This is a genomic window from Phytobacter palmae, from assembly GCF_039409775.1.
Taxonomy (GTDB): Bacteria; Pseudomonadota; Gammaproteobacteria; order Enterobacterales; family Enterobacteriaceae; genus Phytobacter; species Phytobacter palmae.
In genome coordinates, this window is record NZ_JBCIVJ010000002.1 from 466,163 (window position 1) to 492,206 (window position 26,044).

Here is a 26,044-nt window from a genome sequence, read left to right on the forward strand (position 1 = left end):
GTAAAGCGACGATTAAATATCAATGTTCGCTGCTTTCAGGGCGTTCTCTTCGATAAAGGCACGGCGCGGCTCAACGGCATCACCCATCAGGGTGGTAAACAATTGGTCTGCGGCAATTGCATCTTTAACGGTCACGCGCAGCATGCGGCGGCTTTCTGGATCCATAGTGGTTTCCCACAGCTGGTCCGGGTTCATTTCACCCAGACCTTTATAACGCTGGATCGCAAGGCCACGACGGGACTCTTTTACCAGCCAGTCCAGCGCCTGTTCAAAGCTGGCGATAGGCTGCTTACGCTCACCACGTTCGATAAATGCATCGTCTTCAATCAGACCACGCAGTTTTTCACCCAGCGTGCACAGACGGCGATATTCACCACCGGCGATAAACTCATTATCCAGCGGATAGTCCGTATCAACACCGTGGGTACGCACACGAATAATCGGCTCGAAATGGTTCAGTTCCGCATTTTCGCGAATGTCGAACTTCCAGACGCTACCGTGCTGCTCTTTCTCGTTCAGCTCGGTGACCAGCGCATTCACCCAGCGGGTGACTGACTGCTCGTTGCCCAGGTCAGCTTCGGTTAGCGTCGGCTGATATACCAACTCTTTCAGCAGCGCGCGCGGGAAGCGACGTTCCATACGACCAATCATCTTCTGCGCGGCATTGTATTCAGAGACCAGTTTTTCCAGCGCTTCACCGGCCAGCGCAGGCGCGCCTTCGGTGGTGTGCAGGGTAGCACCGTCCAGAGCGATGGCGATCTGGTACTGATCCATCGCCTCATCGTCTTTAATGTACTGTTCCTGCTTGCCTTTTTTCACTTTGTACAGCGGCGGCTGGGCAATATAGACATGACCGCGCTCAATGATTTCCGGCATCTGACGATAGAAGAAGGTCAACAGCAGCGTACGGATGTGCGAGCCGTCGACGTCCGCATCGGTCATGATAATAATGCTGTGATAACGCAGTTTGTCCGGGTTGTACTCGTCGCGACCAATGCCGCAGCCAAGCGCAGTGATGAGCGTCGCCACTTCCTGAGAAGAGAGCATCTTGTCAAAGCGCGCCTTCTCAACGTTAAGGATTTTACCTTTCAGTGGCAGAATCGCCTGGTTCTTACGGTTACGCCCCTGTTTTGCAGAGCCGCCCGCAGAGTCCCCTTCCACAAGGTACAGTTCAGACAGTGCCGGGTCGCGTTCCTGACAGTCGGCCAGTTTGCCCGGCAGGCCCGCTAAGTCCAGCGCCCCTTTGCGACGTGTCATTTCACGGGCTTTACGCGCCGCTTCACGGGCACGCGCCGCATCGATAATTTTGCCAACCACGATTTTCGCGTCAGATGGGTTTTCCAGCAGATATTCCGCCAGCAGTTCGTTCATCTGCTGTTCTACGGCCGATTTCACCTCGGAGGAGACCAGTTTGTCTTTGGTCTGTGAGGAGAATTTAGGGTCCGGCACTTTCACGGAAACTACTGCAATCAGGCCTTCACGGGCGTCGTCACCGGTGGCGCTGACTTTCGCTTTTTTGCTGTAGCCTTCTTTATCCATGTAGGCGTTCAGAGTACGGGTCATCGCCGCACGGAAGCCTGCAAGGTGGGTACCGCCATCGCGCTGCGGAATGTTGTTGGTGAAGCAGTAGATATTTTCCTGGAAACCATCGTTCCACTGCAGCGCCACTTCTACGCCGATACCGTCTTTTTCGGTGGAGAAGTAGAAGATATTCGGATGGATCGGCGTTTTGTTCTTGTTGAGATACTCAACAAATGCCTTTATCCCGCCTTCGTAGTGGAAATGGTCTTCTTTACCGTCGCGCTTGTCTTTCAGGCGGATGGATACGCCAGAGTTCAGGAAGGAGAGCTCGCGCAGACGTTTCGCCAGAATTTCATACTCAAATTCGGTGACGTTAGTGAAGGTTTCATAGCTCGGCCAGAAACGCACCATGGTACCGGTTTTTTCTGTCTCGCCCGTCACAGCCAGCGGTGCCTGCGGCACACCGTGTTCGTAGATCTGACGGTGAACTTTATTATCACGCTGGATAACCAGTTCCAGTTTCTGCGACAGGGCGTTTACAACCGAAACGCCTACGCCGTGCAGACCACCGGAGACTTTATAAGAGTTATCATCGAATTTACCGCCCGCGTGCAGCACGGTCATGATGACTTCGGCTGCTGAGACACCTTCTTCCGGGTGAATACCGGTTGGGATCCCACGACCATCATCCTGTACGGAGACGGAGTTATCGCTGTGGATCGTGACAACAATGTCTTTACAGTAACCTGCGAGCGCTTCGTCGATAGCGTTATCTACCACCTCGAATACCATGTGGTGCAGACCGGTGCCGTCATCCGTATCGCCGATATACATACCCGGGCGCTTACGCACCGCATCCAGCCCTTTCAGGACTTTGATACTGGAGGAGTCATAAGAATTCGACATCAACGTTTCTCGCTCATTTTGTCTTGGGTTAATCCGTTATTTTACCCTTTTCCACGGTGAACATCTTCGAATTTTTGTCCGACATGTCCAGTACGTGTTCAGCGCTTATCGCGCTGACGAAAACCTGTGATTGCGTGGCTTTTAAGCGGCTGGCAAGCAGCCCGCGACGCGCATCATCCAGCTCCGAGGCAAAATCATCTATCAGGTACAAACAGCGGCGACCACTCTCGCGGGTTAAAAACTCCCCCTGCGCCAGGCGCAGCGCACACATCAGGAGTTTTAGCTGCCCACGGGAAAGCGTATCTTCCACCGGCGCACCGTCAGCACGTATACGGAAATCCGCCTTGTGCGGGCCATGTGCGGTGTAAGTCAGCAGGCGATCGCGTTCGAAGTTCTTCTCCAGCACTTCGGCATAATCCGTCTCTTTTTCCCAGCCGCGCTGGAAAGAAAAGGTCAGAGAGAACTCCGGTAAAAATTGTTTGCAGGTGTCGGCCATATCTTCGGCGATACCGGCACTGTATTCGGCACGCCACAGGCTGATTTGTTCCGCCAAAGGGATCAGTTCTTTATCCCACGGGCGCAACTGGCCGTAGTGGCTTACCTGCCGTAGCGCGGCATTACGCTGTTTAAGCAGCCGCTTAAGGTTGCTCCAGGCATTAAAGAAGCCGGCTTCATTGTGAAAACATCCCCAGTCGAGGAACGCTCTTCTGTATTTGGGGCCGCCGTTGAGTAAAGTAAACCCCTCCGGGGTAATCAACTGCATGGGCATCAGTAGCGCCAGTTCTGCCACCTTGTGGCCATCGGTTCCATCGATACGCACGGTGCTGTCGCCCTGTTTGTCTTTCGTCAGACCAATGGCAATTTCACGCTCCGCCTCCTGCAAACGCCCGTGCAGAATAAATGACTCCTGCTCATGGCGAATGACGCGGCCAATTTGCAAACTGCGAAACGCCCGACCATGGCCGAGCGTATAGATGGCTTCCAGCACGCTGGTTTTGCCGCTGCCGTTAGCGCCAACCAGGAAGTTAAAGCCGGGAGATAAAGCGAGATCCGCATTTTCGATATTGCGGAAGTCTTTGATTAGGAGGCGTGTCAGTGACATATCCGGGTTTCTTCAGGCCAGGGCGTAATCGGCGCAGCCAGTTTCAACTCGGACTGCGCGCAAACCCTGGAGCGTACACGAAGTACGTGACAGGGGCGAGCACTGTCCAGGTTGAAAATGGCAAGTAAGATAGCCCGATATTCTCTACAACCTCATAGGCATGACGACGTAAGCTGCGGATTGTGATGCCGCATCCTCAATCTGCACGCTCGAAACGGAATCCGTCAGCATAATGCGCACATTTTCGCACTTCAGCGCATTAAGTACGTCCAGCACATAACTGACGTTGAAACCAATCTCCATTTCGCTACCGGAATAGGTCACATCCAGAATCTCTTCCGCTTCTTCCTGCTCCGGGTTGTTAGCAGTAATTTTCAACTGGTTTTCGCTGACATACAGACGCACACCGCGGAATTTCTCATTCGAGAGAATGGCCGCGCGCGCAAACGCCTGTTTGAGGATGTCGCAACCGGCATCCAGGTGTTTGTCCGGATTTTTCGGTAATACGCGGCGATAATCCGGGAAACGGCCATCGACCAGCTTCGATGTGAAGATAAAGTCGCCGACATGTGCCCGGATGTTGTTGCTGCCAATCTGCACGGTCAGCGGATTGTCGCCGCCGTCGAGCATACGCATCAGTTCAATCACCCCTTTACGCGGCACGATCACCGAATGGTTGGGCAGGGGCTGACCGACAGGCATAGAACATACCGCCAGGCGGTGACCGTCAGTTGCCACGGTACGCAGCTCTTCGCCTTCGGTTTCAAACAGCATGCCGTTTAAGTAATAACGCACATCCTGATGCGCCATCGAGAACTGAGTGGCTTCAATCAAACGTTTCATTGTGGCCTGCGGCAGAGTGAACTCCACCTCGCTTTGCCAGTCATCCAGATTCGGGAAATCGGCGGCAGGTAGCGTGGAAAGGGAGAAACGGCTGCGGCCAGAACGCACCAGCATACGCTCGCCTTCAAGCTGGACGGCGATTTCCGCGCCCTCCGGCAAACCACGGCAGATATCAAAGAATTTCCGCGCCGGGACGGTAGTCGCGCCGGGCTCATGTGGCTGGACGAGCGCAACACGGGCCACCATTTCCATTTCAAGATCGGTACCGGTCAGCGAAAGCGTACCGTCTGCAACCTGAAGCAGCAGATTACCGAGAATGGGTAACGTCGGGCGACCGCCCAGCGGGCCGCTAACTTGTTGCAGCGGCTTTAAGAGATGTTCACGTTCAACGGTAAATTTCATAGCGTCACGATGATAATGTTCTGATTAAATTGGAAAAATCTTCTTTGATATCGTGGCTCTCTTCACGCAACTGCTCAATCTTGCGGCAGGCGTGTAGCACGGTAGTATGGTCACGACCACCAAACGCATCGCCAATTTCCGGCAGACTGTGGTTGGTGAGCTCTTTCGCCAGCGCCATCGCCATCTGACGCGGACGCGCGACAGAACGCGAGCGACGCTTCGACAGCAGGTCCGCGACCTTAATCTTGTAATACTCCGCCACAGTCTTCTGAATATTGTCGATGGTGACGAGTTTTTCCTGCAGCGCCAGCAAATCACGCAGCGCTTCACGCACGAAATCAATGGTAATCGCACGGCCGGTAAAGTTGGCGTTGGCAATCACGCGGTTCAGTGCCCCTTCCAGCTCACGCACGTTAGAGCGCAGACGCTTGGCAATAAAGAAGGCCACTTCACCTGGCAGACGAATATCATTCTCGTCGGCCTTTTTCATCAGGATCGCGACGCGGGTTTCCAGTTCAGGCGGCTCGATCGCGACCGTCAGACCCCAACCGAAGCGGGATTTAAGACGATCTTCAACGCCGTTGATCTCTTTAGGATAACGATCTGAGGTCAGGATGATCTGTTGATTACCTTCCAGCAGCGCGTTAAAGGTGTGGAAAAACTCTTCCTGAGATCGTTCTTTATTGGCAAAGAACTGGATGTCATCGATAAGCAGGGCGTCAACGGAGCGGTAGTAGCGTTTAAACTCTTCGATCGCATTGTTTTGCAGGGCTTTTACCATGTCCTGGACAAAACGTTCGGAGTGCATATACACCACTTTGGCATTGGGTTTACGCGCCATAATGCCATTGCCCACCGCATGCAACAGGTGCGTTTTACCCAAACCCGTACCGCCATAAAGGAACAGTGGATTGTAGGCGCCGCCCGGGTTATCCGCCACCTGACGCGCCGCCGCGCGCGCCAGCTGGTTTGACTTACCCTCAACGAAGTTATCAAAGGTATGTTTCAGGTTGACGTTGGAGCGGTATGTTGGCTCAGCCGGCGCAGGAACGTTGTCCCAGCCAGGACGTACCGCCGGCGCAACGCGCTGTGGCTGTACGTGAGTCGTCTGTACAGGCGCAGCGACATGGGCCGGTTCCCGGTGAACCTGAGTGACGGGCTTCGTACCGACTTCAAAGCGCAGCTGCGGAGCGTCCGCACCGCAGAAATCATTCAGCAGCCCATTGATATTATTGAGATATTTATCTCTTACCCAATCGAGCACAAAACGGTTTGGCGCATACAAAGCCAGCGTGTTATCGCTCAGTTCCGCCTGCAACGGGCGGATCCACATGCTGAATTCTGTGGCTGGTAACTCATCCTGCAATCGGGCAAGACACTGCTGCCAAAGCGAAAGTGACACGGCGGACTCCACTCGAACAAAAATCGATAAATAAAAGGCAGAAACATTAATGATTGTTGACACACGTCGATCAGACCCAACGAGGGTGACGTGCGAACCGCTATCTGCGGTTTTACACGCTTCCTTCTGGCTGCATCATTGCACCTTTAAGGAAAGTGTACTTTGCCCTGTTCACGATCCACGGATCGCGATCGGGACCGCGGATCATAGCCTAAACTGCGTCAGAGATCTTCTGTTTATCACAGATTCTTCACGATTTATCCACAGGGGGATTCGGAATCGGGTAAGTGTAATCGATCCCAGGTGCAGTGCGGGACGATTTACGCCGCATATTGGAAAATTTAATGAGTAATGCCGATTTCCTGCTTAATCGATCTAATGAAGATCCAGGCGGATCCTTGCGCTTTGCCCGCCAGGCCGTATAATCCTCCACCCGGCGTGCTTTGCTCGTTTTAGTCGTCGAGCACTGCTTATTTTTTACGCGAAACTGTGCAAAAATAAGCGTGTTATAAGGAAAGAGAATTGACTCCGGAGTGTACAATTATTACAATCCGGCCTCTTTAATCACCCATGGCTTCGGCGTCCGTCGTGCGATATTCGTTCGGATATCCAAAAAAGCCATTGAATTTATTCAAGTTTAGGTAGAAATCGCCATGAAACGCACTTTTCAACCGTCCGTACTGAAGCGCAACCGTTCTCACGGCTTCCGTGCTCGTATGGCTACTAAAAATGGTCGCCAGGTTCTGGCTCGTCGTCGCGCTAAAGGCCGCGCACGTCTGACCGTTTCCAAGTAATAAAAGCTAACCCCTGAGTGGTTAAGCTCGCTTTTCCCAGGGAGTTACGTTTGTTAACTCCCAATCATTTCACTTTCGTCTTCCAGCAGCCACAACGGGCTGGCACGCCGCAAATCACCATTCTCGGCCGCCTGAATTCGCTGGGGCATCCCCGTATCGGTCTTACCGTCGCTAAGAAAAATGTCAAACGTGCACATGAACGCAATCGGATTAAACGTCTGACGCGTGAAAGTTTTCGTTTGCGTCAACACGAACTCCCGGCAATGGATTTCGTGGTAGTGGCGAAAAAGGGGGTTGCTGACCTCGATAACCGTGCTCTTTCGGAAGCGTTGGAAAAATTATGGCGCCGCCATTGTCGCCTGGCACTCGGCTCCTGATAGGCCTGATCCGGGTCTATCAAATCCTGATTAGTCCGCTACTCGGGCCGCGTTGCCGTTTCAACCCGACATGCTCTCGCTATGGAATTGAGGCATTGCGCAGGTTTGGAGTGATAAAAGGCAGTTGGTTGACAGTGAAACGCGTATTAAAATGCCACCCTTTACACCCGGGTGGAGACGACCCCGTCCCGCCAGGACCCTTTAATACCAGAGAACACTAACGATGGATTCGCAACGCAATCTTTTTGTCATCGCTTTGTTGTTCGTGTCTTTCATGATCTGGCAAGCCTGGGAGCAGGATAAAAATCCTCAGCCTCAGCAACAGACCACGCAGACTACGACCACCGCAGCGGGTAACGCAGCCGACCAGGGCGTACCAGCCAGTGGCCAGGGGAAACTGATTACGGTTAAAACCGACGTGCTGGAATTGACTATCAACACTCGTGGTGGTGATGTCGAACAAGCACAGCTTTTAGGTTATCCAAAAGAGCTGGGTTCCAGTGAGCCGTTCCAGTTACTGGAAACGACGCCGCAGTTTATCTATCAGGCGCAGAGCGGTCTGACCGGTCGCGACGGCCCGGATAATCCGGCAAACGGCCCACGTCCTCTGTACAACAGCGAAAAAGATGCGTTTGTGCTGGCCGATGGTCAGAACGAACTGGCAATCCCGCTGACCTATACCGATGCTGCTGGTAACACCTTCACCAAAACCTTCACCCTGAAACGCGGTGAATACGCGGTGAATGTGGGCTACAACGTGCAGAACGCCGGCGAAAAACCGCTGGAAGTCGCCACCTTCGGCCAGCTCAAGCAGTCCATCAATCTGCCGTCGCACCGCGACACGGGCAGCAGCAACTTTGCATTGCATACTTTCCGCGGCGCTGCGTACTCCACGCCGGACGCGAAGTATGAAAAATACAAATTTGACACCATCGCCGATAACGAAAACCTGAACGTCAGCGCAAAAGGCGGTTGGGTAGCAATGCTGCAGCAGTATTTCGCTACTGCATGGGTTCCGCGTAACGAAGGCACCAATAACTTCTATACGACGAACCTGGGCAATGGTATTGCCGCTATTGGTTATAAGTCTGAGCCGGTTCTGGTTCAGCCGGGTCAAACCAGTACGCTGGGCAGCACCCTGTGGGTCGGCCCGGAAATTCAGGACAAAATGGCTGCCGTTGCGCCGCACCTGGATCTGACTGTGGATTACGGCTGGTTGTGGTTTATCTCTCAGCCGTTGTTCAAACTGCTGAAATGGATCCACAGCTTCCTGGGTAACTGGGGCTTCTCCATTATCGCAATCACCTTTATCGTTCGTGGCATCATGTACCCGCTGACTAAAGCGCAGTACACCTCCATGGCGAAAATGCGTATGCTGCAGCCGAAGATTCAGGCAATGCGTGAGCGTCTGGGTGATGACAAGCAGCGTCAAAGTCAGGAAATGATGGCGCTGTACAAGGCAGAGAAAGTAAACCCACTGGGTGGTTGCTTCCCTCTGGTTATCCAGATGCCAATCTTCCTTGCACTGTACTACATGCTGATGGGTTCCGTTGAGCTGCGCCATGCGCCGTTTGCCCTGTGGATCCATGACCTGTCTGCACAAGACCCGTACTACATCCTGCCGATCCTGATGGGCGTGACGATGTTCTTCATTCAGAAGATGTCTCCGACCACTGTGGCCGACCCGATGCAGCAGAAGATTATGACCTTTATGCCGGTCATCTTCACGGTGTTCTTCCTGTGGTTCCCGTCAGGTCTGGTGCTGTACTATATCGTCAGTAACCTGGTGACCATTATTCAGCAGCAGCTGATTTACCGTGGTCTGGAGAAACGTGGGCTGCATAGCCGCGAGAAGAAAAGCTCCTGATATTCTTCATGCTTCAAGCCGCAGATGCGTTGGCCTCGCCCCTTAGGGCCAGCGCAGGTGCAGTTCAAAACGGCTAGCCGTTTTGTCCGGCGACTTGAATTATTTCGAGTATCTAAGGTAAATTTAGCCAGAAGGCGGTCAATAGACCGCCTTTTTTACATCTACATAGAGAGTCACCATGAGCCATAACGACACAATCGTCGCCCAGGCTACCCCACCGGGACGCGGTGGCGTCGGTATCCTGCGTATTTCCGGTCTCAAGGCGCGTGACGTCGCGCAAGCCGTGCTGGGTAAACTGCCAAAACCCCGCTACGCCGACTATCTGCCGTTTAAGGACGCCGACGGCACCGCGTTAGATCAGGGTATTGCGCTGTGGTTTCCGGGCCCGAATTCATTTACTGGCGAAGACGTACTGGAACTGCAGGGCCACGGCGGCCCGGTGATTCTTGATCTGCTGCTCAAACGTATTCTCATGCTCCCTGGCATACGCATTGCGAAACCAGGCGAGTTCTCCGAGCGGGCATTCCTCAATGACAAGCTCGATTTAGCCCAGGCGGAAGCCATTGCCGATCTGATTGACGCCAGTTCAGAGCAGGCGGCACGCTCGGCGCTGAACTCACTGCAGGGGGCCTTTTCCGCCCGCATTAATCACCTTGTGGAAGCACTCACTCACCTGCGCATCTACGTGGAAGCAGCAATTGATTTCCCGGATGAGGAAATCGACTTTCTGTCTGACGGCAAAATTGAAGCTCAGCTCAACAGCGTGATGGGCGATTTAGATGCCGTGCGCGCCGAAGCACGCCAGGGCAGCCTGCTGCGCGAAGGGATGAAGGTAGTCATTGCCGGGCGTCCAAATGCCGGGAAATCGAGCCTGCTGAACGCGCTGGCGGGCCGTGAGGCTGCGATCGTGACAGATATCGCCGGGACCACGCGCGATGTATTGCGTGAGCATATCCACATTGATGGCATGCCGTTGCATATTATCGACACCGCCGGGTTGCGCGATGCCAGTGATGAAGTGGAACGCATCGGCATTGAGCGTGCCTGGCAGGAGATTGAGCAGGCAGACCGCGTACTGTTTATGGTGGATGGCACCACCACCAGCGCCGTTGACCCGGCGGAAATCTGGCCCGACTTTATCGCCCGTCTGCCAGCTAAACTGCCGATCACCGTGGTGCGTAATAAGGCCGATGTGACCGGCGAAACGCCGGGTATCAGCAATGTGAATGGTCACTCACTGATCCGTCTGTCGGCACGTACTGGCGAAGGCGTGGATGAGTTACGTAACCATCTCAAGCAGAGCATGGGTTTTGATACCAACATGGAAGGCGGCTTTCTGGCGCGTCGTCGTCATCTACAGGCGCTGGCAGACGCCGCCAGTCACCTTGAACAGGGCAAAGCGCAGCTGTTGGGCGCATGGGCTGGTGAACTACTGGCAGAAGAACTGAGACTGGCGCAGCAGGCATTGAGTGAGATCACCGGTGAGTTTACCTCCGACGATCTGCTGGGCCGTATTTTCTCCAGCTTCTGTATCGGTAAATGAGCCAGATGGCCGATGCTCTGTCCGCGCTCTACGAAGCGACCAGTGAACGTTCGCTGGTCGCCTGGCAGAAAGCGCCTGATTGCGGCGCGATCATGCAGCAAGACTATTACGACCCGCACAAACTGGCGCTGGCCAGCGGTATTCAGCCACCACTATCAGATGCCGTCGCCTCGTTGCGCCAGCAACTGGCAATAGAGGCAAACGGCGATATGCTGGCCGATGTTATGCCCGCCGACGGCCTTCACTTTACCTTCCTGCCTGTTACTTTGCCGCTTTATACCACCGCAGAGCCGCCGGATAGCATAACCACTTTACTGACGCTCTGGCAGCGCTGGCGACACCATACCGTCCGCATAAGTGAACTGCGGCTGGTTGCACTACCGGGCCAGATTTTACTGGCGGGCATGCCTGATGAGAAAAGCCAACAGGCGCGCCAGCAATTTTGTGAAGCGCTACTGGCATCCCCCTGGCGCAATCATCTGCTTGACCGCCATGCACACACTCCTCTGCCACCGCCATTCTGGCACACCACGCTATTACGTTATCGTGCACAATACCTGCCCCCATCATTACGATGCTTTTTCCTCGCTAATCGCCAGCAACGCTACGGCAGCGTAGAAGGGACGCTGAAACTGGCTCAGGTGAATTACAACTGGACACGTGTGTTGCCGATTGAATGAATTGTGAAGGAAATATGTAGATGGGCACATATTGACTAAAAATATTGTAAATGTGGCCAGATTGGTCTTTTCAGCGGCGTTTTTCCGCATTAAAACCTATGCGGTATGCGCGATAATGTTGATTATCGTTTCCTGCATCAGACCATTATCACGGAGGGAAAATGGCAACGCATTTTGCACGAGGGATCCTCTCAGAGGGAAGTTTAGTTTCAACGCGACTCTCCCAGGCCTGTCATAACAGCGCCCGGCAACTTCCTGAACACCAGCAGTCGCGCTATCTGGCTTCACGGGCACTGCTCGCCGAAATGATGTTTATGCTTTATGGCATCAGCGAACTCCCGGACATCATAATTGAGTCCAGCGGACGCCCGAAATTTTCTGATCCTGGTCTGCCACATTTCTCTCTGGCGTACGCTGGAAATATGGTTGGCGTGGCGATCACCACTGAAGGCGAGTGTGGTCTGGACATGGAGTTACAGCGCGCTACCCGCAGTTTTCACAGCCCCCATGCACAAAAACCCTGGCAGTTCAGCAGTAACGAACTGCTGTGGATCAATAATCAGAACGATCCCAACGAAGCGCAGGCACAGCTCTCAACCCTGAGACAAAGCGTGCTTAAGCTTCTTAATCAGATGCAGGATTCCCCTGCCATGCTGCAACTGCTGCCTGGTGCCGGGCGACTGCGCGTTCCCAATCTGGCTCAGGTCGAAGTGTTATGTGATGCTGAGGACATTTTGATCTGGTCGGTTGCGGTCACGCCGGCTATCGAGAGCCTCAAGATCTGGGAGTTTGATTGTAAAAATGGGTGGCGCTTTCTGCCGGACGTGCAGACACGCGCTAACGATCCCGCCTCCTGCCTGATGCGCTTCACCAGCTTACCAGCAGAAAAAGCCCTTATTATTAACTGATCCGATCGCAAGGAGTCATTATGTCTGCATCACTTAAGGTTGTGACGTTACTGGGTAGTTTGCGTAAAGGATCGTTTAACGCGATGGTTGCGCGGACGCTACCCAAACTGGCCCCTGCGGGGATGGACATTTTACCATTACCATCCATCGGCGATATTCCGCTTTATGATGCCGATCTGCAGCAGGAAGAGGGTTTTCCCGCACGCATCGAAGAGATTGCACAACAAATTCACGAGGCGGATGGCGTGGTCATTGTGACCCCGGAATATAACTATTCCGTACCAGGCGGGTTGAAAAACGCCATCGACTGGCTCTCACGTCTTCCTGAACAACCGCTGTCCGGCAAACCGGTGCTGATCCAGACCAGTTCAATGGGCGCGATAGGCGGCGCGCGTTGTCAATACCATCTGCGGCAAATTCTGGTCTTTCTTGATGCCATGGTGATGAACAAGCCGGAATTTATGGGCGGCGTGATTCAAAGCAAAGTGGATCAACAAACAGGAGAGGTGGTCGATCAGAGTACGCTCGATCATCTGAGCGGGCAGTTGACGGCCTTTGGCGACTACATTCAGCGCGTAAGACGCTGACAAAAAAGCCCGGTAAGCACAGAGGCTACCGGGCTTTTTCTTTCGATGGCAATTAATGCGCGTCGATAAAGACGATTTTCAGCACGAACAGCACCGCAACCACAACCACACACGGGCTGAGGTCGCGCAGGCGACCGGTGAACAGCTTCATCACACAGTAAGAGATAAAGCCCAGCGCGATACCTTCGGTAATTGAGAAGCTGAAAGGCATCATTACGGCGGTGATAAACGCCGGCACTGCTTCGGTCAGATCATCCCACTTCACGCGAGAAAGGCTGGAGGTCATCAGGACACCAACATAAATCAGCGCGCCCGCAGCAGCATACGCAGGAACCATTCCGGCCAGCGGTGACAGGAAGATAACCAGCAGGAACAGGATGCCAACGACAACAGCTGTCAGACCTGTACGGCCCCCCACAGAGACCCCGGAAGATGATTCAATGTACGCGGTCACCGAAGAGGTACCGATGAACGAACCCGCCACGGAAGAGATACTGTCGACATACAGCGCCTGCTTCATACGCGGGAATTTACCGTTCTCATCAACCAGACCCGCTTTATCGGTCACACCGAGCAGAGTGCCGGAGGAGTCAAAGAGGTTAACCAGCATAAAGGAGAAGATAACGCCTGCCAGGCCAATGTTGAACGATCCGGCCAGGTCAACGTTACCCACTACGCTCGCCACGCTCGGCGGCGCAGAAATAATCCCGTGATACTGCACATCGCCCATCATCCAGCCCAGCAGGGTGGTCACGACAATAGAAATCAGTACCGCAGCGTGAATATTGCGGGAAGCCAGAATAGCAATAATGAAGAAGCCCAGAATACCCAGCAGAACGCTGTGAGACGTCAGGTTACCAATGGCCACCAGCGTATCTTTGTTCGGGACAATCACACCGGCGTTTTTCAGGCCCATCATACCGATAAACAGACCAATACCGCTGGTAATCCCTACACGCAGGCTGACCGGAATGTTAGCAATCATCCAGTAACGCACACGGAAGATAGTCAGCAACAGCAGACCGACTGCGCCCCAGAAAATCGCGCCCATCCCGACTTGCCAGGACAGCCCCATCGCACCAACAACCACAAACGCGAAGAAGGCGTTCAGGCCCATTGCGGGTGCCAGCGCAACCGGCAGGTTAGCAAACAGCCCCATCAGGATACTGCCGAACGCGGCAATCAGACAGGTGGTGACGAATACCGCACTGGTGTCCATCCCGGCGACACCCAAAATCTGCGGGTTAACAAAAACGATGTAAACCATCGTCAAAAAAGTGGTGAAACCGGCGATCACTTCGGTGCGTGCCGACGTGCCATGTTCACGCAGTTTAAACACGCGCTCAAGCAACCCTTGGCTCGACGCCTGGGTAGTGTGTTGTTGGCTCATTATCAATTTCCGAACAAGGAGGGAAAATTCGTCGCTATCCTATACCAAAATGAGACAATGTTGACGGTTATCACACACTTTTTTTCATTGAATTTGCTTATACGGCAACGATTGCGTGGGCTAATTAGCCTTAAGTAAACGATAAACTTGCAATATACAGGAAATGGCATGTCCCAAATTGAAGCACTGTTTTTCGACTGTGACGGCACCCTGGTTGACAGTGAAGTCATCTGTTCGCGCGCATATGTGCATATGTTTAAAGAGTCTGGCATTACCCTCGACCTTGAAGAGGTGTTCAAGCGTTTCAAAGGCATGAAACTTTACGAGATCATCGAGGTGACAGGTGAAGAACACGGCGTGACACTGGATAAGACGAAGCTGGAGCCGGTTTTTCGCAGCGAAGTCGCGCGGCTGTTTGATTCCGAGCTGGAAATCATTCCGGGGGCGAAGGAGCTACTTGATGCGGTCAGCGTGCCAGTCTGCGTAGTCTCTAACGGCCCGGTAAGTAAAATGGAACACTCTCTTGGCAAAACCGGTCTTCTGCACCATTTCCCGGAGCGCCTGTTCAGCGGTTACGATATTCAACGCTGGAAGCCCGACCCGGAACTGATGTTCCATGCGGCAAAAGCGCTGCATGTGAATACGACACGCTGCATTCTGGTTGACGATTCGGTGGCCGGTGTGCAATCGGGTATCGCTGCGGGCATGGAAGTGTTTTATTTCTGTGCCGATCAGCACAACAAACCGATTGACCATCCTCAGGTGACCACGTTCACCGAACTTTCGCAACTTCCGGCATTGTGGAAAGCGCGCGGCTGGAACATTACGCGCTAACGGTAAACGCCTCCCCCGATGCGGGAGAGGCGTAATGCATCACTTAAACAATTTCTGCACAAACTCGGCATAGGCTGGACGCCAGACATCCATTTCGTGATTCAGACCCGGGTACATCTTGTAGTCGAATTTAATGCCTTGTTTCTCAAGATCGCTTTTCAGACCGGCGATGTCTTTACCCGTGACGGAATCTTTTTCACCCACCACCACCGTAAAGTTATGCAGCTGTTTATTGATCTCCTGAGGTTTGTTGAGCTGCGCGGTAACACCAGCATCCGGAACGGTAGTGGTCGTTACGCCACTCAAGGTCGCCAGCCAGCCAAAGCTATCAAGATGGTTCATACCTGATACCAGCGCCTGATAACCGCCCTGCGATAAGCCAGCCAGCGCGCGCCCGCTTGCATCTTTACGCACATTGAATCGCCCATCGACCATCGGGATAATGTCATGCATCAGTTCACGATCGGCTGCTTTGGCATTCAACGGATAGAAGGTCTTGCGGCGCTCTTTCGGCGGATAGTTTTCCGCAATCGCCTGCACAATATCCGTTTCCGTATCCGGCACCACCACCAGCATCGGTTTGATTTTTCCTTCGGCCAGCAGATTATCCATGATCTGCGGCAGGCGTCCCTGATCGATAGCGGAAAGCCCTGTGTCACCAAAACCATGATAGAAGTAGAGTACCGGGAGCGGTTCACCTTTGCCGTTATAGCCAGGCGGTGTCCAGATATAGACGCGACGCTCTGAACCTAACTCTTTCGAGTGATAGGTCACGGTCAACAGATCGCCATGCGGAACGGCGCGATCGTCAAGTATGCTTCCCGGCACCAGGATAAGGCTGGTATTGACCTGACGCTGCGGCTTCTGAAAACGGCTTCCCGTGTCCACCGAGCGGAAGCCATCCACATCAAAGTAGTATTCGTACAAATTCGGCGCCAGAGATTCGCTTTTCCAGGACCAGACGCCGCTCTCATCTTTGCTCATATCATGGGAGACAGAGTTATCCGGGGTGGAACCGGTAACCACTGACACCCGTTTTGCTGATGGCGCAAACAGGCGATAGGTAATGCTTTTATCGGCATTTACCTGGGTCACATATTGACTAACCGGCACCGACAAATCCGGGGTTGCAGGAAAAGGCGCAGCAATGGCGGGAATGGCAGCGCTGCCAAGCAGTGCGGTGATGGCGAGTGTCAGACAGGCGATGTTTCTTTTCATATCAAATCCCTCATATTATTTTGTCGTTCACGCAGTGATATTGTGCGGGCATTACCACCAGACCTCAGCCTGAATGCCTGCGGCAAACTGGTTGTTTTTCTCATCAGCGAAGCTGAAATTATCCAGTTCGTTGTCCAGCGCATGGATGTAGGTACCATAAAAACGAATTTCCGGGCGTGACGTCAGCATGCTGGTGTTGACCTTAAGCGTATGGTAAAGCGTGGTTTTATACCCAGCCTCTTTGAACTTCGTACCGTACTGATTTTTGTTCTGCTGATTGAAATAGGCCAGTTCGACGCCCGTCTGGTTGTATTTGTCCCAGATATACGCCGGACGCACGACCGCGCGATAGCTGGTGAAATCACTGTGGGCACCAGTCTCATAGCTATAGACATCTTCGCCTCGTGAATAAACCAGCGCGTTGGCTACGATCACATCGTCACGCAGATAGGTTTCACCCTGCGAGACCAGGCGAATCGCCGTACCGTTGGTGTGATCGCCATAGTAACGTCCATTGAATGCGATGTACGGGCTGGAACCGCTGTAGCGGGCAAAGCTGCTTGCCAGTGAGTTATTGGCCATCAGGAAGCTGAATTCGTTATAACCACCGCTTTTGAATTTTTGCGTTAACGCCGTACCAAACATCCAGGTATCTTTCCATTTGTAATACCCGTTGTCGTTCACGTTCTCTTTCTGCGTATCCGTTGAGTTCGCCATCGCGTAACGGCCATTGACCATCAGCTCGGCTTTATCCCACAACGGAATGGCTTTGTAGCGGACATCAACGGTGTTGGTATTGAGTTTCTGTGAGTGGCTGAGTGAACGGTCGTACTGGTCAATATCCTCACGCAACAGCGCAATATCGAGCTTACCGCTGCCAAGCTTCATGTTCTCAATCCCGGCGCCGCCAGAGGAGTCAGTACGCTGCGTTTTCCAGTCGAGCATCTGTACTTCATATTTCGGAAGCTGGTGCTTACCCACCCACATATCCGCTTCCGGAGCGAATGGCAGGAAACCACTGGTGGTGAGGTAAATATCGGAAAATTGCAGGTAGTTTTCGTTGGTGCTGTTATCACCAAACCAGCCAGCAGAATAGGACTGCCCAACGTTACCATCGAGCATGACGACCGCTTTTGCGCTCTTTCCATTTTCGTTATAAACGCGCTGGGAGAACTGCAAATCAAACCAGCTGGTGTATTCATTGCCAAAACGCCCAAGCGAGCCGATAGCCCAGGATTTCGGTGATCCATTCGTGGTAGTCGCCCAACCGGAACGGAAATAGCCGTTGTAACTAAAGCCAATTTCATCTTTAACGAACTTGCTGAGATCTTTCATCGACATAGATGAAACATCGTCAGTTTTCGATGGTTGAGCGCCCGATGATGGCGCTGTCTGAACCAGCACAGCGGCAGGAGCCGGAGTCGCTTTCACCGTATTTGCCGCCGTTGATACAGGCGCAGAAGAGGTCCGGGCAAAGTAAACCGCCTGCTTATTCTTCTCTTCGTCTTTGTAGCGCTGTAGTTCCTTTTTCGTTTCGCTGAGATCCTTCTCCAGCGCCGCAAGACGCTGTTCGATGGTCATATTTCCGCTCGCGGCCATCGCAGGGGTAGCTGAGGATAAAAAAGATGATGCCAGAATTAAGGGTATTGTTTTTTTCATGGTTTCCATCCAACCATTTTTTGGATAAAAAAAAACCTGAACCCACCCGAGACGAATCAGGTATGGGTTCAGGTTTTGCCTGTCTAAAGCAGTAACAATCCTGTACTGGATACATCTTTGCGACTGACTGTTTTTTCATCAGCCCAAAAAACAAAAAACCTGGCACCTCCGAAAAGAGATGTCAGGTTTAGCCCGCAAAGCGGTAGCAATCCAGTTTAAGCCCACAACATAGCGATTTTTAACCCGCCAGCAACGAGCAAAAGAATAAATTGTGATTTACCGCGAATTTTTAATTCAGCATTTTATTCGTGGCTCATTTTTACGGGCCGGATACAGAAAGCGCATTGAGCATTCGTAATCTATTCCGGGATCAGAACTGCAGGTTTGCAGATGAGTGAAGGTGAAACGCTCGTCTGAGGGGACAGATAAACGGCGGTTCTGGTGAACAAACGCCAGCAGTTATGTCGCTGGCGTTATTTGTTAAGCGCGGGCATTACTCTTTCGGGTCTTTCCCGGCGAGCAATTTATCCAGTTCATCGCCGCCTACGTGACGGAAATCCTGGCCTTTAACGAAATAGAAAATGTATTCGCAGATATTCTGGCAACGATCGCCGATACGTTCGATAGAACGGGCACAGAACAGGGCGGTCAATACGCTCGGAATAGTACGCGGGTCTTCCATCATGTAGGTCATCAGCTGACGCACGATACCTTCATATTCCTGGTCGACTTTTTTATCTTCACGGTAAATACGCACCGCTTCGTCAATATCCATACGCGCGAAGGCATCCAGCACGTCGTGCAGCATCTGCACGGTATGGCGACCCAGAGATTCCAGGCTCACCAGCAGCGGCTGGTGCTGCGAAGAGAATTTCTCCAGCGCAGTACGGCAGATTTTATCGGCAACATCGCCAATACGTTCCAGCTCAGCGATCGTTTTGATGATCGCCATCACCAGACGCAGGTCGCTGGCGGTCGGCTGGCGCTTGGCAATAATGCGCACACAGGCTTCATCGATAGCCACTTCCATCATATTCACCTGCTTATCACCCTCAACAACGCGCTGAGCCAGCTCGCTGTCCTGGTTATGCATCGCAGTGATCGCATCAGAAAGTTGTTGCTCTACCATCCCACCCATGGTCATGACCTGAGTACGGATACTCTCCAGCTCAGCGTTGAACTGGCCCGAAATATGTTTGTTAAGATTGAGGTTGTCCATGGTGTCTCCTGATGCCCAACTATTTTTGGACTATAACAAGGCGGCAACTGAGCGAATCCCCGGGGTACATCACGCGGTACGACCGGGGTGAACAAAGGCAGCCAACACAGTTAGAGCCTGAAAGCTGTATGGCAAATCAACCGTAGCGGCCAGTAATATAATCTTCGGTTTGCTTTTTCTTCGGCTTGGTGAACAGGTCATCTGTGTTGCTGAACTCAATCAATTCGCCGAGATACATAAACGCCGTGTGATCGGAACAACGCGCAGCCTGCTGCATGTTGTGGGTGACGATTACCACGGTGTAATCCTGCTTCAACTCGGTGATCAATTCTTCGATACGACCAGTCGAAATGGGGTCCAGTGCCGAGCAAGGTTCGTCCAGCAATAAGACTTCCGGACGGATCGCAATCCCGCGGGCAATACACAGACGCTGCTGCTGACCACCGGAAAGAGAGTACCCGCTCTGGTGCAATTTATCCTTGGTTTCGTTCCATAATGCGGCCTTGGTCAAGGCCCATTGCACACGTTCGTCCATATCGGCGCGAGAGAGTTTTTCAAACAGACGCACACCGAAGGCGATGTTGTCGTAAATTGACATCGGGAACGGCGTTGGCTTCTGGAAAACCATCCCAACTTTTGCACGCAGCAGGGCGATGTCCTGGGTATTGGTGAGGATGTTATCCCCATCCAGCAGAATCTCGCCTTCTGCACGTTGCTCCGGATACAGTTCAAACATTTTATTGAATGTACGCAGCAGCGTAGACTTACCGCAGCCTGACGGCCCGATAAACGCCGTTACCTGGTTTTTAGCAATGTCCAGGCTGATGTTTTTCAGGGCATGGAATTTGCCGTAATAGAAGTTCAAATCGCGAACCTGAATTTTGCCCGGCGTTGTATCAACCATACTCATTTATCTCTTTCCTCACTCGGCACCGCGTTTCACCGCGCCGTAAAAATTAGTGTTTCTTCGCCGCGAAAATGACACGCGCCAGAATGTTCAGCAACAGCACACACAGCGTGATAATCAGAACACCGGCCCAGGCCAGTTGCTGCCATTCAGCAAACGGGCTCATCGCAAACTTGAAGATGGTGACCGGTAAGTTTGCAATCGGCCTCATCATGTCCGTGCTCCAGAACTGGTTCGATAACGCGGTAAACAGCAGCGGTGCGGTTTCACCCGCGATACGCGCAACCGCCAGCAGTACGCCAGTCATGATCCCGGAGACAGAAGCTTTCACGGTAATAGCGGAAATCATCTTCCACTTCGGTGTCCCCAGCGCGTAAGCCGCTTCGCGCAGACTATCCGGCACCAGTTTCAGCATGTTCTCGGTGGTACGAATTACAATCGGCACCTGCAGCAGCGCCAGCGCAATCACACCCGCCCAGCCAGAGAAGTGTTGCATCTGCGCCACCACAATGGTGTAAACGAACAGGCCAACAACAATAGACGGTGCGGAAAGCAGAATATCGTTAATGAAGCGGATAATTTCGGCCAGAATCGATTTACGACCATACTCAGCCAGATAGATCCCCGCCATGATACCCAGTGGCGTACCAACGGCGGTCGCCCAGAAGATGAGCAGCGCGCTTCCCGCCAGCGCATTCGCCAGCCCACCACCCGCCGTATTCGGCGGCGGCGTCATTTCGGTAAAGAGCGCCAGAGACATCCCATCAAAACCACGTCCGATGGTCGACAGCAGGATCCAGACCAGCCAGAACAGACCAAATGCCATGGTTGCCATCGACAGCGTCAGAGCGATACGGTTTTTGGTACGGCGCTTAGCCTGCATCTTGCGACGGGATTCAGCCAGCTCTGCGGTGGTTTGCATTTCAAGCGTAGCCATTATCGGGCCCCCTCATTTTTCGCCAGGCGCATAATCATGAACTTTGAAATTGCCAGCACGATAAAGGTAATAACGAAGAGGATCAGCCCCAGTTCCATCAGGGCTGCAACGTGCAGACCGGATTCAGCTTCAGCGAATTCGTTCGCCAGCGCGGAGGTAATACTGTTACCGGGCATATAGAGCGATGCGCTGTCGAGCTGGTAGGTGTTACCGATGATAAAGGTCACCGCCATGGTTTCGCCCAGTGCACGCCCCAGCCCCAGCATAATGCCGCCGATAACGCCATTTTTGGTGAACGGCAGGACAATGCGCCAGATAACTTCCCAGGTGGTGCAGCCGATGCCGTAGGCAGACTCTTTCATCATCACCGGGGTTTGTTCGAATACATCACGCATAACGGCGGCGATGTACGGAATGATCATAATGGCGAGGATAACCCCCGCAGCCAGGATACCAATACCAAATGCCGGGCCAGAGAAGAGGGCACCAACAAACGGAATAGAGGACATGACGTTACCGACCGGTTCCTGGAAATATTTGGCAAACAGCGGCGCGAAAATAAACAAGCCCCACATGCCGTAAACGATACTGGGAATAGCCGCCAGCAGTTCAATTGCAATCCCAAGAGGGCGTTTCAGCCAGCCGGGCGCCAGTTCCGTCAGGAACAATGCGATACCAAAACTTACCGGAACGGCGATCAGCAACGCGATAAGGGACGTTACGAGCGTGCCGTAAATCGGCACCAGAGCACCAAAGGTTTCATTCGGCGCATCCCATTCTTTGTTCCACAAGAAGGAAAAACCAAATTTCTGGATACTCGGCCATGAGGAGAAAATCAGAGACACGATAATGCCGCCGAGCAGCAATAGCACAATCAGCGCAGCCAGTTTTACCAGCGCGCTGAAAATCATGTCACCTTTTTTACCCGGTGGGTTAAAAGCCGGCTTGGTTGCAGCCATAAGATACTCTTTACGTTAGACATCATTTTGAACGACGCCCGGTGGCAATGACGCTTACCGGGCCTACGAAAACAGCATGTTACCGAATTTTGGTAGGGCGGATAATTATCTTATCCGCCATCGTTGAGAAAACCTTGATTAGTACAGTGCTTTACCGCTGCTGTCTTTCACGTTGGTTTTCCATGCAGCGCGAATCTGTGCAACAACGCTCTCAGGCAGGGTAGCGTAGTCCAGGTCATTAGCCTGTTTGCCACCGTTTTTGTATGCCCAGTCGAAGAATTTCAGTACTTCTGCGCCCTGCTCAGGGTTTTTCTGCTCTTTGTGAACCAGGATGAAGGTGGTGGACGTAATTGGCCACACATCAGCACCTTTTTGGTTGGTCAGGTCTTGCGCGAAAGATTTGCTCCAGTCGATGTTTTTCGTCGCATTGGAGAAGCTTTCTTCGGTCGGGCTAACCGGCTTGCCATCAGCAGACAGCAACTTTGTGTAAGTCAGGTTATTCTGCTTAGCATAAGCATATTCAACATAACCAATTGAGCCCGGCAGGCGTTGTACGAATGCCGCGATACCGTCGTTACCTTTACCGCCCAGACCGGTCGGCCAGTTAACAGTAGAGCCAGCGCCGACAGATGATTTCCACTCTTCGTTAACTTTTGCCAGGTAGCTGGTAAACACGAAAGAGGTACCAGAACCATCAGCGCGACGCACGACAGCGATGTTCTGAGAAGGCAGTTTTTTACCCGGGTTCAGCTTAGCAATTGCCGCGTCATCCCATTTTTTGATTTTGCCCAGGTAGATATCGCCCAGTGTTTTACCATCCAGCACCAGCTCGCCAGATTTGAAACCTTCCAGGTTAACAGCCAGGACAACGCCACCGATAACAGTCGGGAACTGGAACAGGCCTTCCTGAGCCAGTTTATCGTCAGCCAGCGGAGCATCAGAAGCGCCGAAGTCAACGGTATTTGCAGTGATCTGTTTTACGCCGCCAGAAGAACCGATACCCTGGTAGTTAACCTTGTTACCCGTTTCTTTTTGGTAGGTATCAGCCCATTTGGCATACACCGGCGCCGGGAAAGTTGCACCCGCACCTGTCAGGCTTGCAGCGGCGTTAACTGCAAATGCACTCAGTGAAAAGGTCGCGGCGACAACAGTTGCGACAGTGGTACGCATAACGTTCATAATGTCTCCTGCAAGAATCGTAAATCGTTGTTTAAGTGGCTACGACGAGCAAAATAGGACACTTTGATGACAGTTATATGCAATGATTGTTACTGTTTGATGACAACGACGGTTTTCACATTGATTAACCGTATCTTGTATGATTTATCAGCAAGATAACGTGTTTAATGACAGTGAGATGTCAGCAAGATTTTCGTTTTATGACATTAAGAAAGTAGTAGATGCCAGCGAGATGTCCCAGCAAAAAGCGACAAAAAATAGCCGTAGATCAATTCATTTGCGTCCGGGTTGCGTCAATGCCTGACGCCGATAATGCGCAATTCGGAGTGAAACTCGCCACTGTATCAGTTTCGTCAGTTCTGGCCCGTTCATGACCTGCCGTGCTAGCCATAAGAGAAGTAAACTCCCGCCCCAACAACCGACACTTAACCAGGAGAAAGAGGCAAACAACAGCCATCCTGCCACCAGCACATTGCAAACACATAACAGCGACCAGACGGCTAAAAATAATCTCAGCGATAGTGCTCTGCCTTTATCCGCACCTGATAACGCCACCACAAGCAGAACAAAGACAACAAGGCCTGCGATAACGCCCCAGCCACCGGTAACGGTTCTGAACGCAATCGCAAGACCGGCATAGCTCAACAGCAATGTATAAAACAACACCAATATGCTGCCGAAATAGGTCGTTCCACGGATGTAGTAAGCCTTCGGCATTTCCTGAAAGGCCTCCGCCAGCTGTTTTAACTGGGCAAGTTTACGGCCTGATATCCCTGCGTCGACCTTGTCGCAGTAGTCGACGAGCGCCAAAAATTTGAGCCCGATTATGCGTTTCAACAGATTCATCATCCTGAAAAAAAAGAGGCTGCCACCAGGCAACCTCTTTTATGCGTTATGACGTGCTTACGACTTTATTCCACGGTCACCGATTTTGCCAGGTTACGCGGCTGATCCACATCAGTGCCTTTAATCAGCGCAACGTGATAGGCCAGCAACTGTAGCGGAACAGTGTAGAAGATAGGGGCAATAACTTCATCAACATGCGGCATATCAATGATATGCATGGTATCGCTGCTGACAAAGCCTGCATCCTGATCGGCGAAAACATACAGGACACCGCCACGTGCGCGGACTTCTTCAATGTTGGATTTCAATTTTTCCAACAGTTCATTGTTCGGCGCAATGACGATAACCGGCATATCATCATCAATCAGGGCCAGTGGGCCATGTTTCAGTTCACCAGCGGCATATGCTTCTGCATGAATATAGGAGATCTCTTTGAGCTTCAGCGCGCCTTCCAGGGCGATTGGGTACTGATCGCCACGACCAAGGAACAAGGCGTGATGCTTGTCAGAGAAGTCCTCTGCCAACTGCGCGATGCGTTTATCCTGAGACAGCATCTGTTCAATACGGCTCGGCAGCGTCTGCAGACCATGGACAATACTATGTTCGACAGAGGCATCCAGCCCTTTCAGATGGCTCAGTTTTGCCACCAGCATCAGCAGCACGGTTAACTGAGTCGTGAAGGCTTTGGTTGAAGCCACGCCAATTTCCGTACCCGCATTGGTCATGATGGACAGATCGGATTCACGCACCAGCGAAGAGCCAGGAACGTTACAGATAGCCAGCGATCCCAGATAGCCCAGCTCTTTAGAGAGACGCAGCCCCGCCAGCGTGTCTGCCGTTTCACCAGACTGAGAAAGCGTGATCATAAGGCTATTGCGACGCACGGCAGATTTGCGGTAACGGAACTCGGAAGCGATTTCGACATCGCACGGGATACCGGCCAGCGATTCAAACCAATAACGAGACACCATGCCGGAGTTGTACGAGGTACCACAGGCGATGATCTGGATGTGCTCAACCTTGCTCAACAGATCATTAGCGTGTGAGCCCAGCTCGCTTAAATCTACTTCACCGTGGCTAATGCGCCCGGTCAGGGTGTTTTTAATCGCATTCGGCTGTTCGTAAATCTCTTTTTGCATATAGTGACGGTAAGCGCCTTTGTCGCCCGCGTCATATTGCAGATTGGATTCGATCTCCTGCCGCTTAACCAGCCCGCCCGTTTTATCAAACACCGTCACGCTACGGCGTGTTACCTCAGCAATATCCCCTTCTTCAAGGAAGATAAAGCGACGAGTTACCGGCAGCAGAGCCAGTTGATCGGAAGCGATAAAGTTTTCACCCATACCCAGCCCGATAACCATCGGACTGCCAGAACGTGCAGCCAGCAGAGTGCCTGGATCGCGGGAATCCATGATCACTGTGCCGTACGCGCCGCGCAGTTGCGGAATAGTACGCAGTACAGCATCACGCAGCGTACCGCCTTGTGCCAGCTCCCAGTGCACTAAATGAGCAATCACTTCTGTATCGGTCTCAGAAACAAAAGTGTAGCCACGCGCTTTCAACTCTTCGCGCAGCGGTTCGTGGTTTTCAATAATGCCGTTGTGTACTACAACGATGTGTTCAGACACATGCGGGTGTGCGTTGCCCTCGGAAGGTTCACCGTGAGTCGCCCAACGGGTGTGAGCGATACCGGTACCACCGTGTAACGGATGTTCTTCTGCGGCCTGAGCCAGCATCTGTACTTTACCGAGACGACGCAGACGGGTCATATGACCTTCTGCATCAACCACTGCCAGACCGGCAGAGTCATAGCCACGGTATTCCAGGCGACGTAAGCCTTCCAGAAGGATTTCAGCAATATCACGCTGCGCAACTGCGCCAACAATTCCACACATAATTAAATTTCCTGATTATGGCATTGTGCCATGCGTTGTCGCTGACCTGTTTTCACCCTTCTTCTTTCA

Annotated in this window: 24 protein-coding genes; 10 read left to right on the forward strand and 14 right to left on the reverse strand. The window is 52.6% G+C overall.

Going from position 1 to position 26,044, the window contains the following annotated elements:
* Window positions 1–12: 12 nt before the first annotated feature.
* The 4 genes from gyrB to dnaA form a co-directional block, all read right to left on the reverse strand.
* Window positions 13–2,427 carry a DNA topoisomerase (ATP-hydrolyzing) subunit B gene (gyrB, locus tag AAIG39_RS04875; RefSeq protein ID WP_090088065.1) on the reverse strand — a complete coding sequence of 805 codons (2,415 nt, stop codon included), beginning with the start codon at window positions 2,425–2,427 and terminating at the stop codon, window positions 13–15.
* Between the two features lie 28 nt (window positions 2,428–2,455).
* Window positions 2,456–3,529 carry a DNA replication/repair protein RecF gene (gene recF / locus AAIG39_RS04880; RefSeq protein WP_249572135.1) on the reverse strand — a complete coding sequence of 358 codons (1,074 nt, stop codon included), beginning with the start codon at window positions 3,527–3,529 and terminating at the stop codon, window positions 2,456–2,458.
* Between the two features lie 144 nt (window positions 3,530–3,673).
* Complete coding sequence (dnaN, locus tag AAIG39_RS04885; protein ID WP_047372466.1) at window positions 3,674–4,774, reverse strand: DNA polymerase III subunit beta; 1,101 nt, start codon at window positions 4,772–4,774, stop codon at window positions 3,674–3,676.
* 4 nt (window positions 4,775–4,778) lie between these two features.
* Window positions 4,779–6,176, reverse strand: coding sequence for a chromosomal replication initiator protein DnaA (dnaA, locus tag AAIG39_RS04890; protein WP_090088062.1), 1,398 nt, complete (start codon window positions 6,174–6,176; stop codon window positions 4,779–4,781).
* 344 nt (window positions 6,177–6,520) lie between these two features.
* Between dnaA and AAIG39_RS25660 the strand changes: the two genes are divergently transcribed.
* The 9 genes from AAIG39_RS25660 (at window position 6,521) to AAIG39_RS04930 (ending at window position 12,932) form a co-directional block, all read left to right on the forward strand.
* The gene (locus AAIG39_RS25660; RefSeq protein WP_425503254.1) at window positions 6,521–6,601 is read left to right on the forward strand and encodes a hypothetical protein; all 81 of its coding nucleotides are present in this window, start codon (window positions 6,521–6,523) and stop codon (window positions 6,599–6,601) included.
* A gap of 228 nt (window positions 6,602–6,829) precedes the next feature.
* On the forward strand, window positions 6,830–6,970 hold the full coding sequence (gene rpmH, locus AAIG39_RS04895) for a 50S ribosomal protein L34 (RefSeq protein ID WP_000831330.1): 141 nt from the start codon (window positions 6,830–6,832) through the stop codon (window positions 6,968–6,970).
* Between the two features lie 17 nt (window positions 6,971–6,987).
* On the forward strand, window positions 6,988–7,347 hold the full coding sequence (rnpA, locus tag AAIG39_RS04900) for a ribonuclease P protein component (RefSeq protein WP_090088061.1): 360 nt from the start codon (window positions 6,988–6,990) through the stop codon (window positions 7,345–7,347).
* On the forward strand, window positions 7,311–7,568 hold the full coding sequence (yidD, locus tag AAIG39_RS04905) for a membrane protein insertion efficiency factor YidD (RefSeq protein ID WP_071845955.1): 258 nt from the start codon (window positions 7,311–7,313) through the stop codon (window positions 7,566–7,568). Before rnpA ends, yidD begins: the two co-directional genes overlap by 37 nt.
* A gap of 2 nt (window positions 7,569–7,570) precedes the next feature.
* The gene (yidC, locus tag AAIG39_RS04910; protein WP_090088059.1) at window positions 7,571–9,214 is read left to right on the forward strand and encodes a membrane protein insertase YidC; all 1,644 of its coding nucleotides are present in this window, start codon (window positions 7,571–7,573) and stop codon (window positions 9,212–9,214) included.
* A gap of 178 nt (window positions 9,215–9,392) precedes the next feature.
* Window positions 9,393–10,757, forward strand: a complete 1,365-nt coding sequence (mnmE, locus tag AAIG39_RS04915; protein WP_343193303.1) for a tRNA uridine-5-carboxymethylaminomethyl(34) synthesis GTPase MnmE — start codon at window positions 9,393–9,395, stop codon at window positions 10,755–10,757.
* Window positions 10,758–10,762: 5 nt separating this feature from the next.
* Entirely contained in the window at window positions 10,763–11,437 is a 675-nt protein-coding gene (locus AAIG39_RS04920) for a hypothetical protein (protein ID WP_343193304.1), read from the forward strand.
* Between the two features lie 161 nt (window positions 11,438–11,598).
* Window positions 11,599–12,345, forward strand: a complete 747-nt coding sequence (locus tag AAIG39_RS04925; protein WP_090088054.1) for a 4'-phosphopantetheinyl transferase family protein — start codon at window positions 11,599–11,601, stop codon at window positions 12,343–12,345.
* A 20-nt stretch (window positions 12,346–12,365) separates the two neighbouring features.
* The gene (locus AAIG39_RS04930) at window positions 12,366–12,932 is read left to right on the forward strand and encodes an NADPH-dependent FMN reductase (RefSeq protein WP_343193305.1); all 567 of its coding nucleotides are present in this window, start codon (window positions 12,366–12,368) and stop codon (window positions 12,930–12,932) included.
* A 52-nt stretch (window positions 12,933–12,984) separates the two neighbouring features.
* Here the strand turns inward: AAIG39_RS04930 and AAIG39_RS04935 are convergent, their stop codons facing one another.
* Entirely contained in the window at window positions 12,985–14,322 is a 1,338-nt protein-coding gene (locus AAIG39_RS04935) for an NCS2 family permease (protein ID WP_090088050.1), read from the reverse strand.
* A 168-nt stretch (window positions 14,323–14,490) separates the two neighbouring features.
* Between AAIG39_RS04935 and yieH the strand changes: the two genes are divergently transcribed.
* Window positions 14,491–15,156, forward strand: coding sequence for a 6-phosphogluconate phosphatase (gene yieH, locus AAIG39_RS04940; protein ID WP_090088048.1), 666 nt, complete (start codon window positions 14,491–14,493; stop codon window positions 15,154–15,156).
* A gap of 39 nt (window positions 15,157–15,195) precedes the next feature.
* Here yieH and AAIG39_RS04945 read toward each other — a convergent pair whose 3' ends face one another.
* The 9 genes from AAIG39_RS04945 to glmS form a co-directional block, all read right to left on the reverse strand.
* Window positions 15,196–16,374: an esterase gene (locus AAIG39_RS04945; protein WP_343193306.1), complete on the reverse strand. Its 1,179-nt coding sequence runs from the start codon at window positions 16,372–16,374 to the stop codon at window positions 15,196–15,198.
* Between the two features lie 51 nt (window positions 16,375–16,425).
* Entirely contained in the window at window positions 16,426–18,033 is a 1,608-nt protein-coding gene (locus AAIG39_RS04950) for a carbohydrate porin (protein WP_425503251.1), read from the reverse strand.
* 493 nt (window positions 18,034–18,526) lie between these two features.
* Window positions 18,527–19,252 (reverse strand): phosphate signaling complex protein PhoU, encoded by a 726-nt coding sequence (gene phoU / locus AAIG39_RS04955; protein WP_039080015.1) that lies wholly within the window; start codon window positions 19,250–19,252, stop codon window positions 18,527–18,529.
* Between the two features lie 136 nt (window positions 19,253–19,388).
* Complete coding sequence (pstB, locus tag AAIG39_RS04960) at window positions 19,389–20,162, reverse strand: phosphate ABC transporter ATP-binding protein PstB (protein ID WP_039080014.1); 774 nt, start codon at window positions 20,160–20,162, stop codon at window positions 19,389–19,391.
* A 46-nt stretch (window positions 20,163–20,208) separates the two neighbouring features.
* On the reverse strand, window positions 20,209–21,096 hold the full coding sequence (pstA, locus tag AAIG39_RS04965; protein WP_090088046.1) for a phosphate ABC transporter permease PstA: 888 nt from the start codon (window positions 21,094–21,096) through the stop codon (window positions 20,209–20,211).
* Entirely contained in the window at window positions 21,096–22,055 is a 960-nt protein-coding gene (gene pstC, locus AAIG39_RS04970; protein WP_090088044.1) for a phosphate ABC transporter permease PstC, read from the reverse strand. The genes pstA and pstC overlap by 1 nt, the downstream gene beginning before the upstream one ends.
* 138 nt (window positions 22,056–22,193) lie before the next feature.
* Window positions 22,194–23,234: a phosphate ABC transporter substrate-binding protein PstS gene (gene pstS / locus AAIG39_RS04975; RefSeq protein ID WP_090088042.1), complete on the reverse strand. Its 1,041-nt coding sequence runs from the start codon at window positions 23,232–23,234 to the stop codon at window positions 22,194–22,196.
* 273 nt (window positions 23,235–23,507) lie between these two features.
* Window positions 23,508–24,080 carry a hypothetical protein gene (locus AAIG39_RS04980; protein ID WP_249572144.1) on the reverse strand — a complete coding sequence of 191 codons (573 nt, stop codon included), beginning with the start codon at window positions 24,078–24,080 and terminating at the stop codon, window positions 23,508–23,510.
* Between the two features lie 65 nt (window positions 24,081–24,145).
* Window positions 24,146–25,975, reverse strand: a complete 1,830-nt coding sequence (glmS, locus tag AAIG39_RS04985; RefSeq protein WP_090088039.1) for a glutamine--fructose-6-phosphate transaminase (isomerizing) — start codon at window positions 25,973–25,975, stop codon at window positions 24,146–24,148.
* Between the last annotated feature and the right edge of the window lie 69 nt (window positions 25,976–26,044).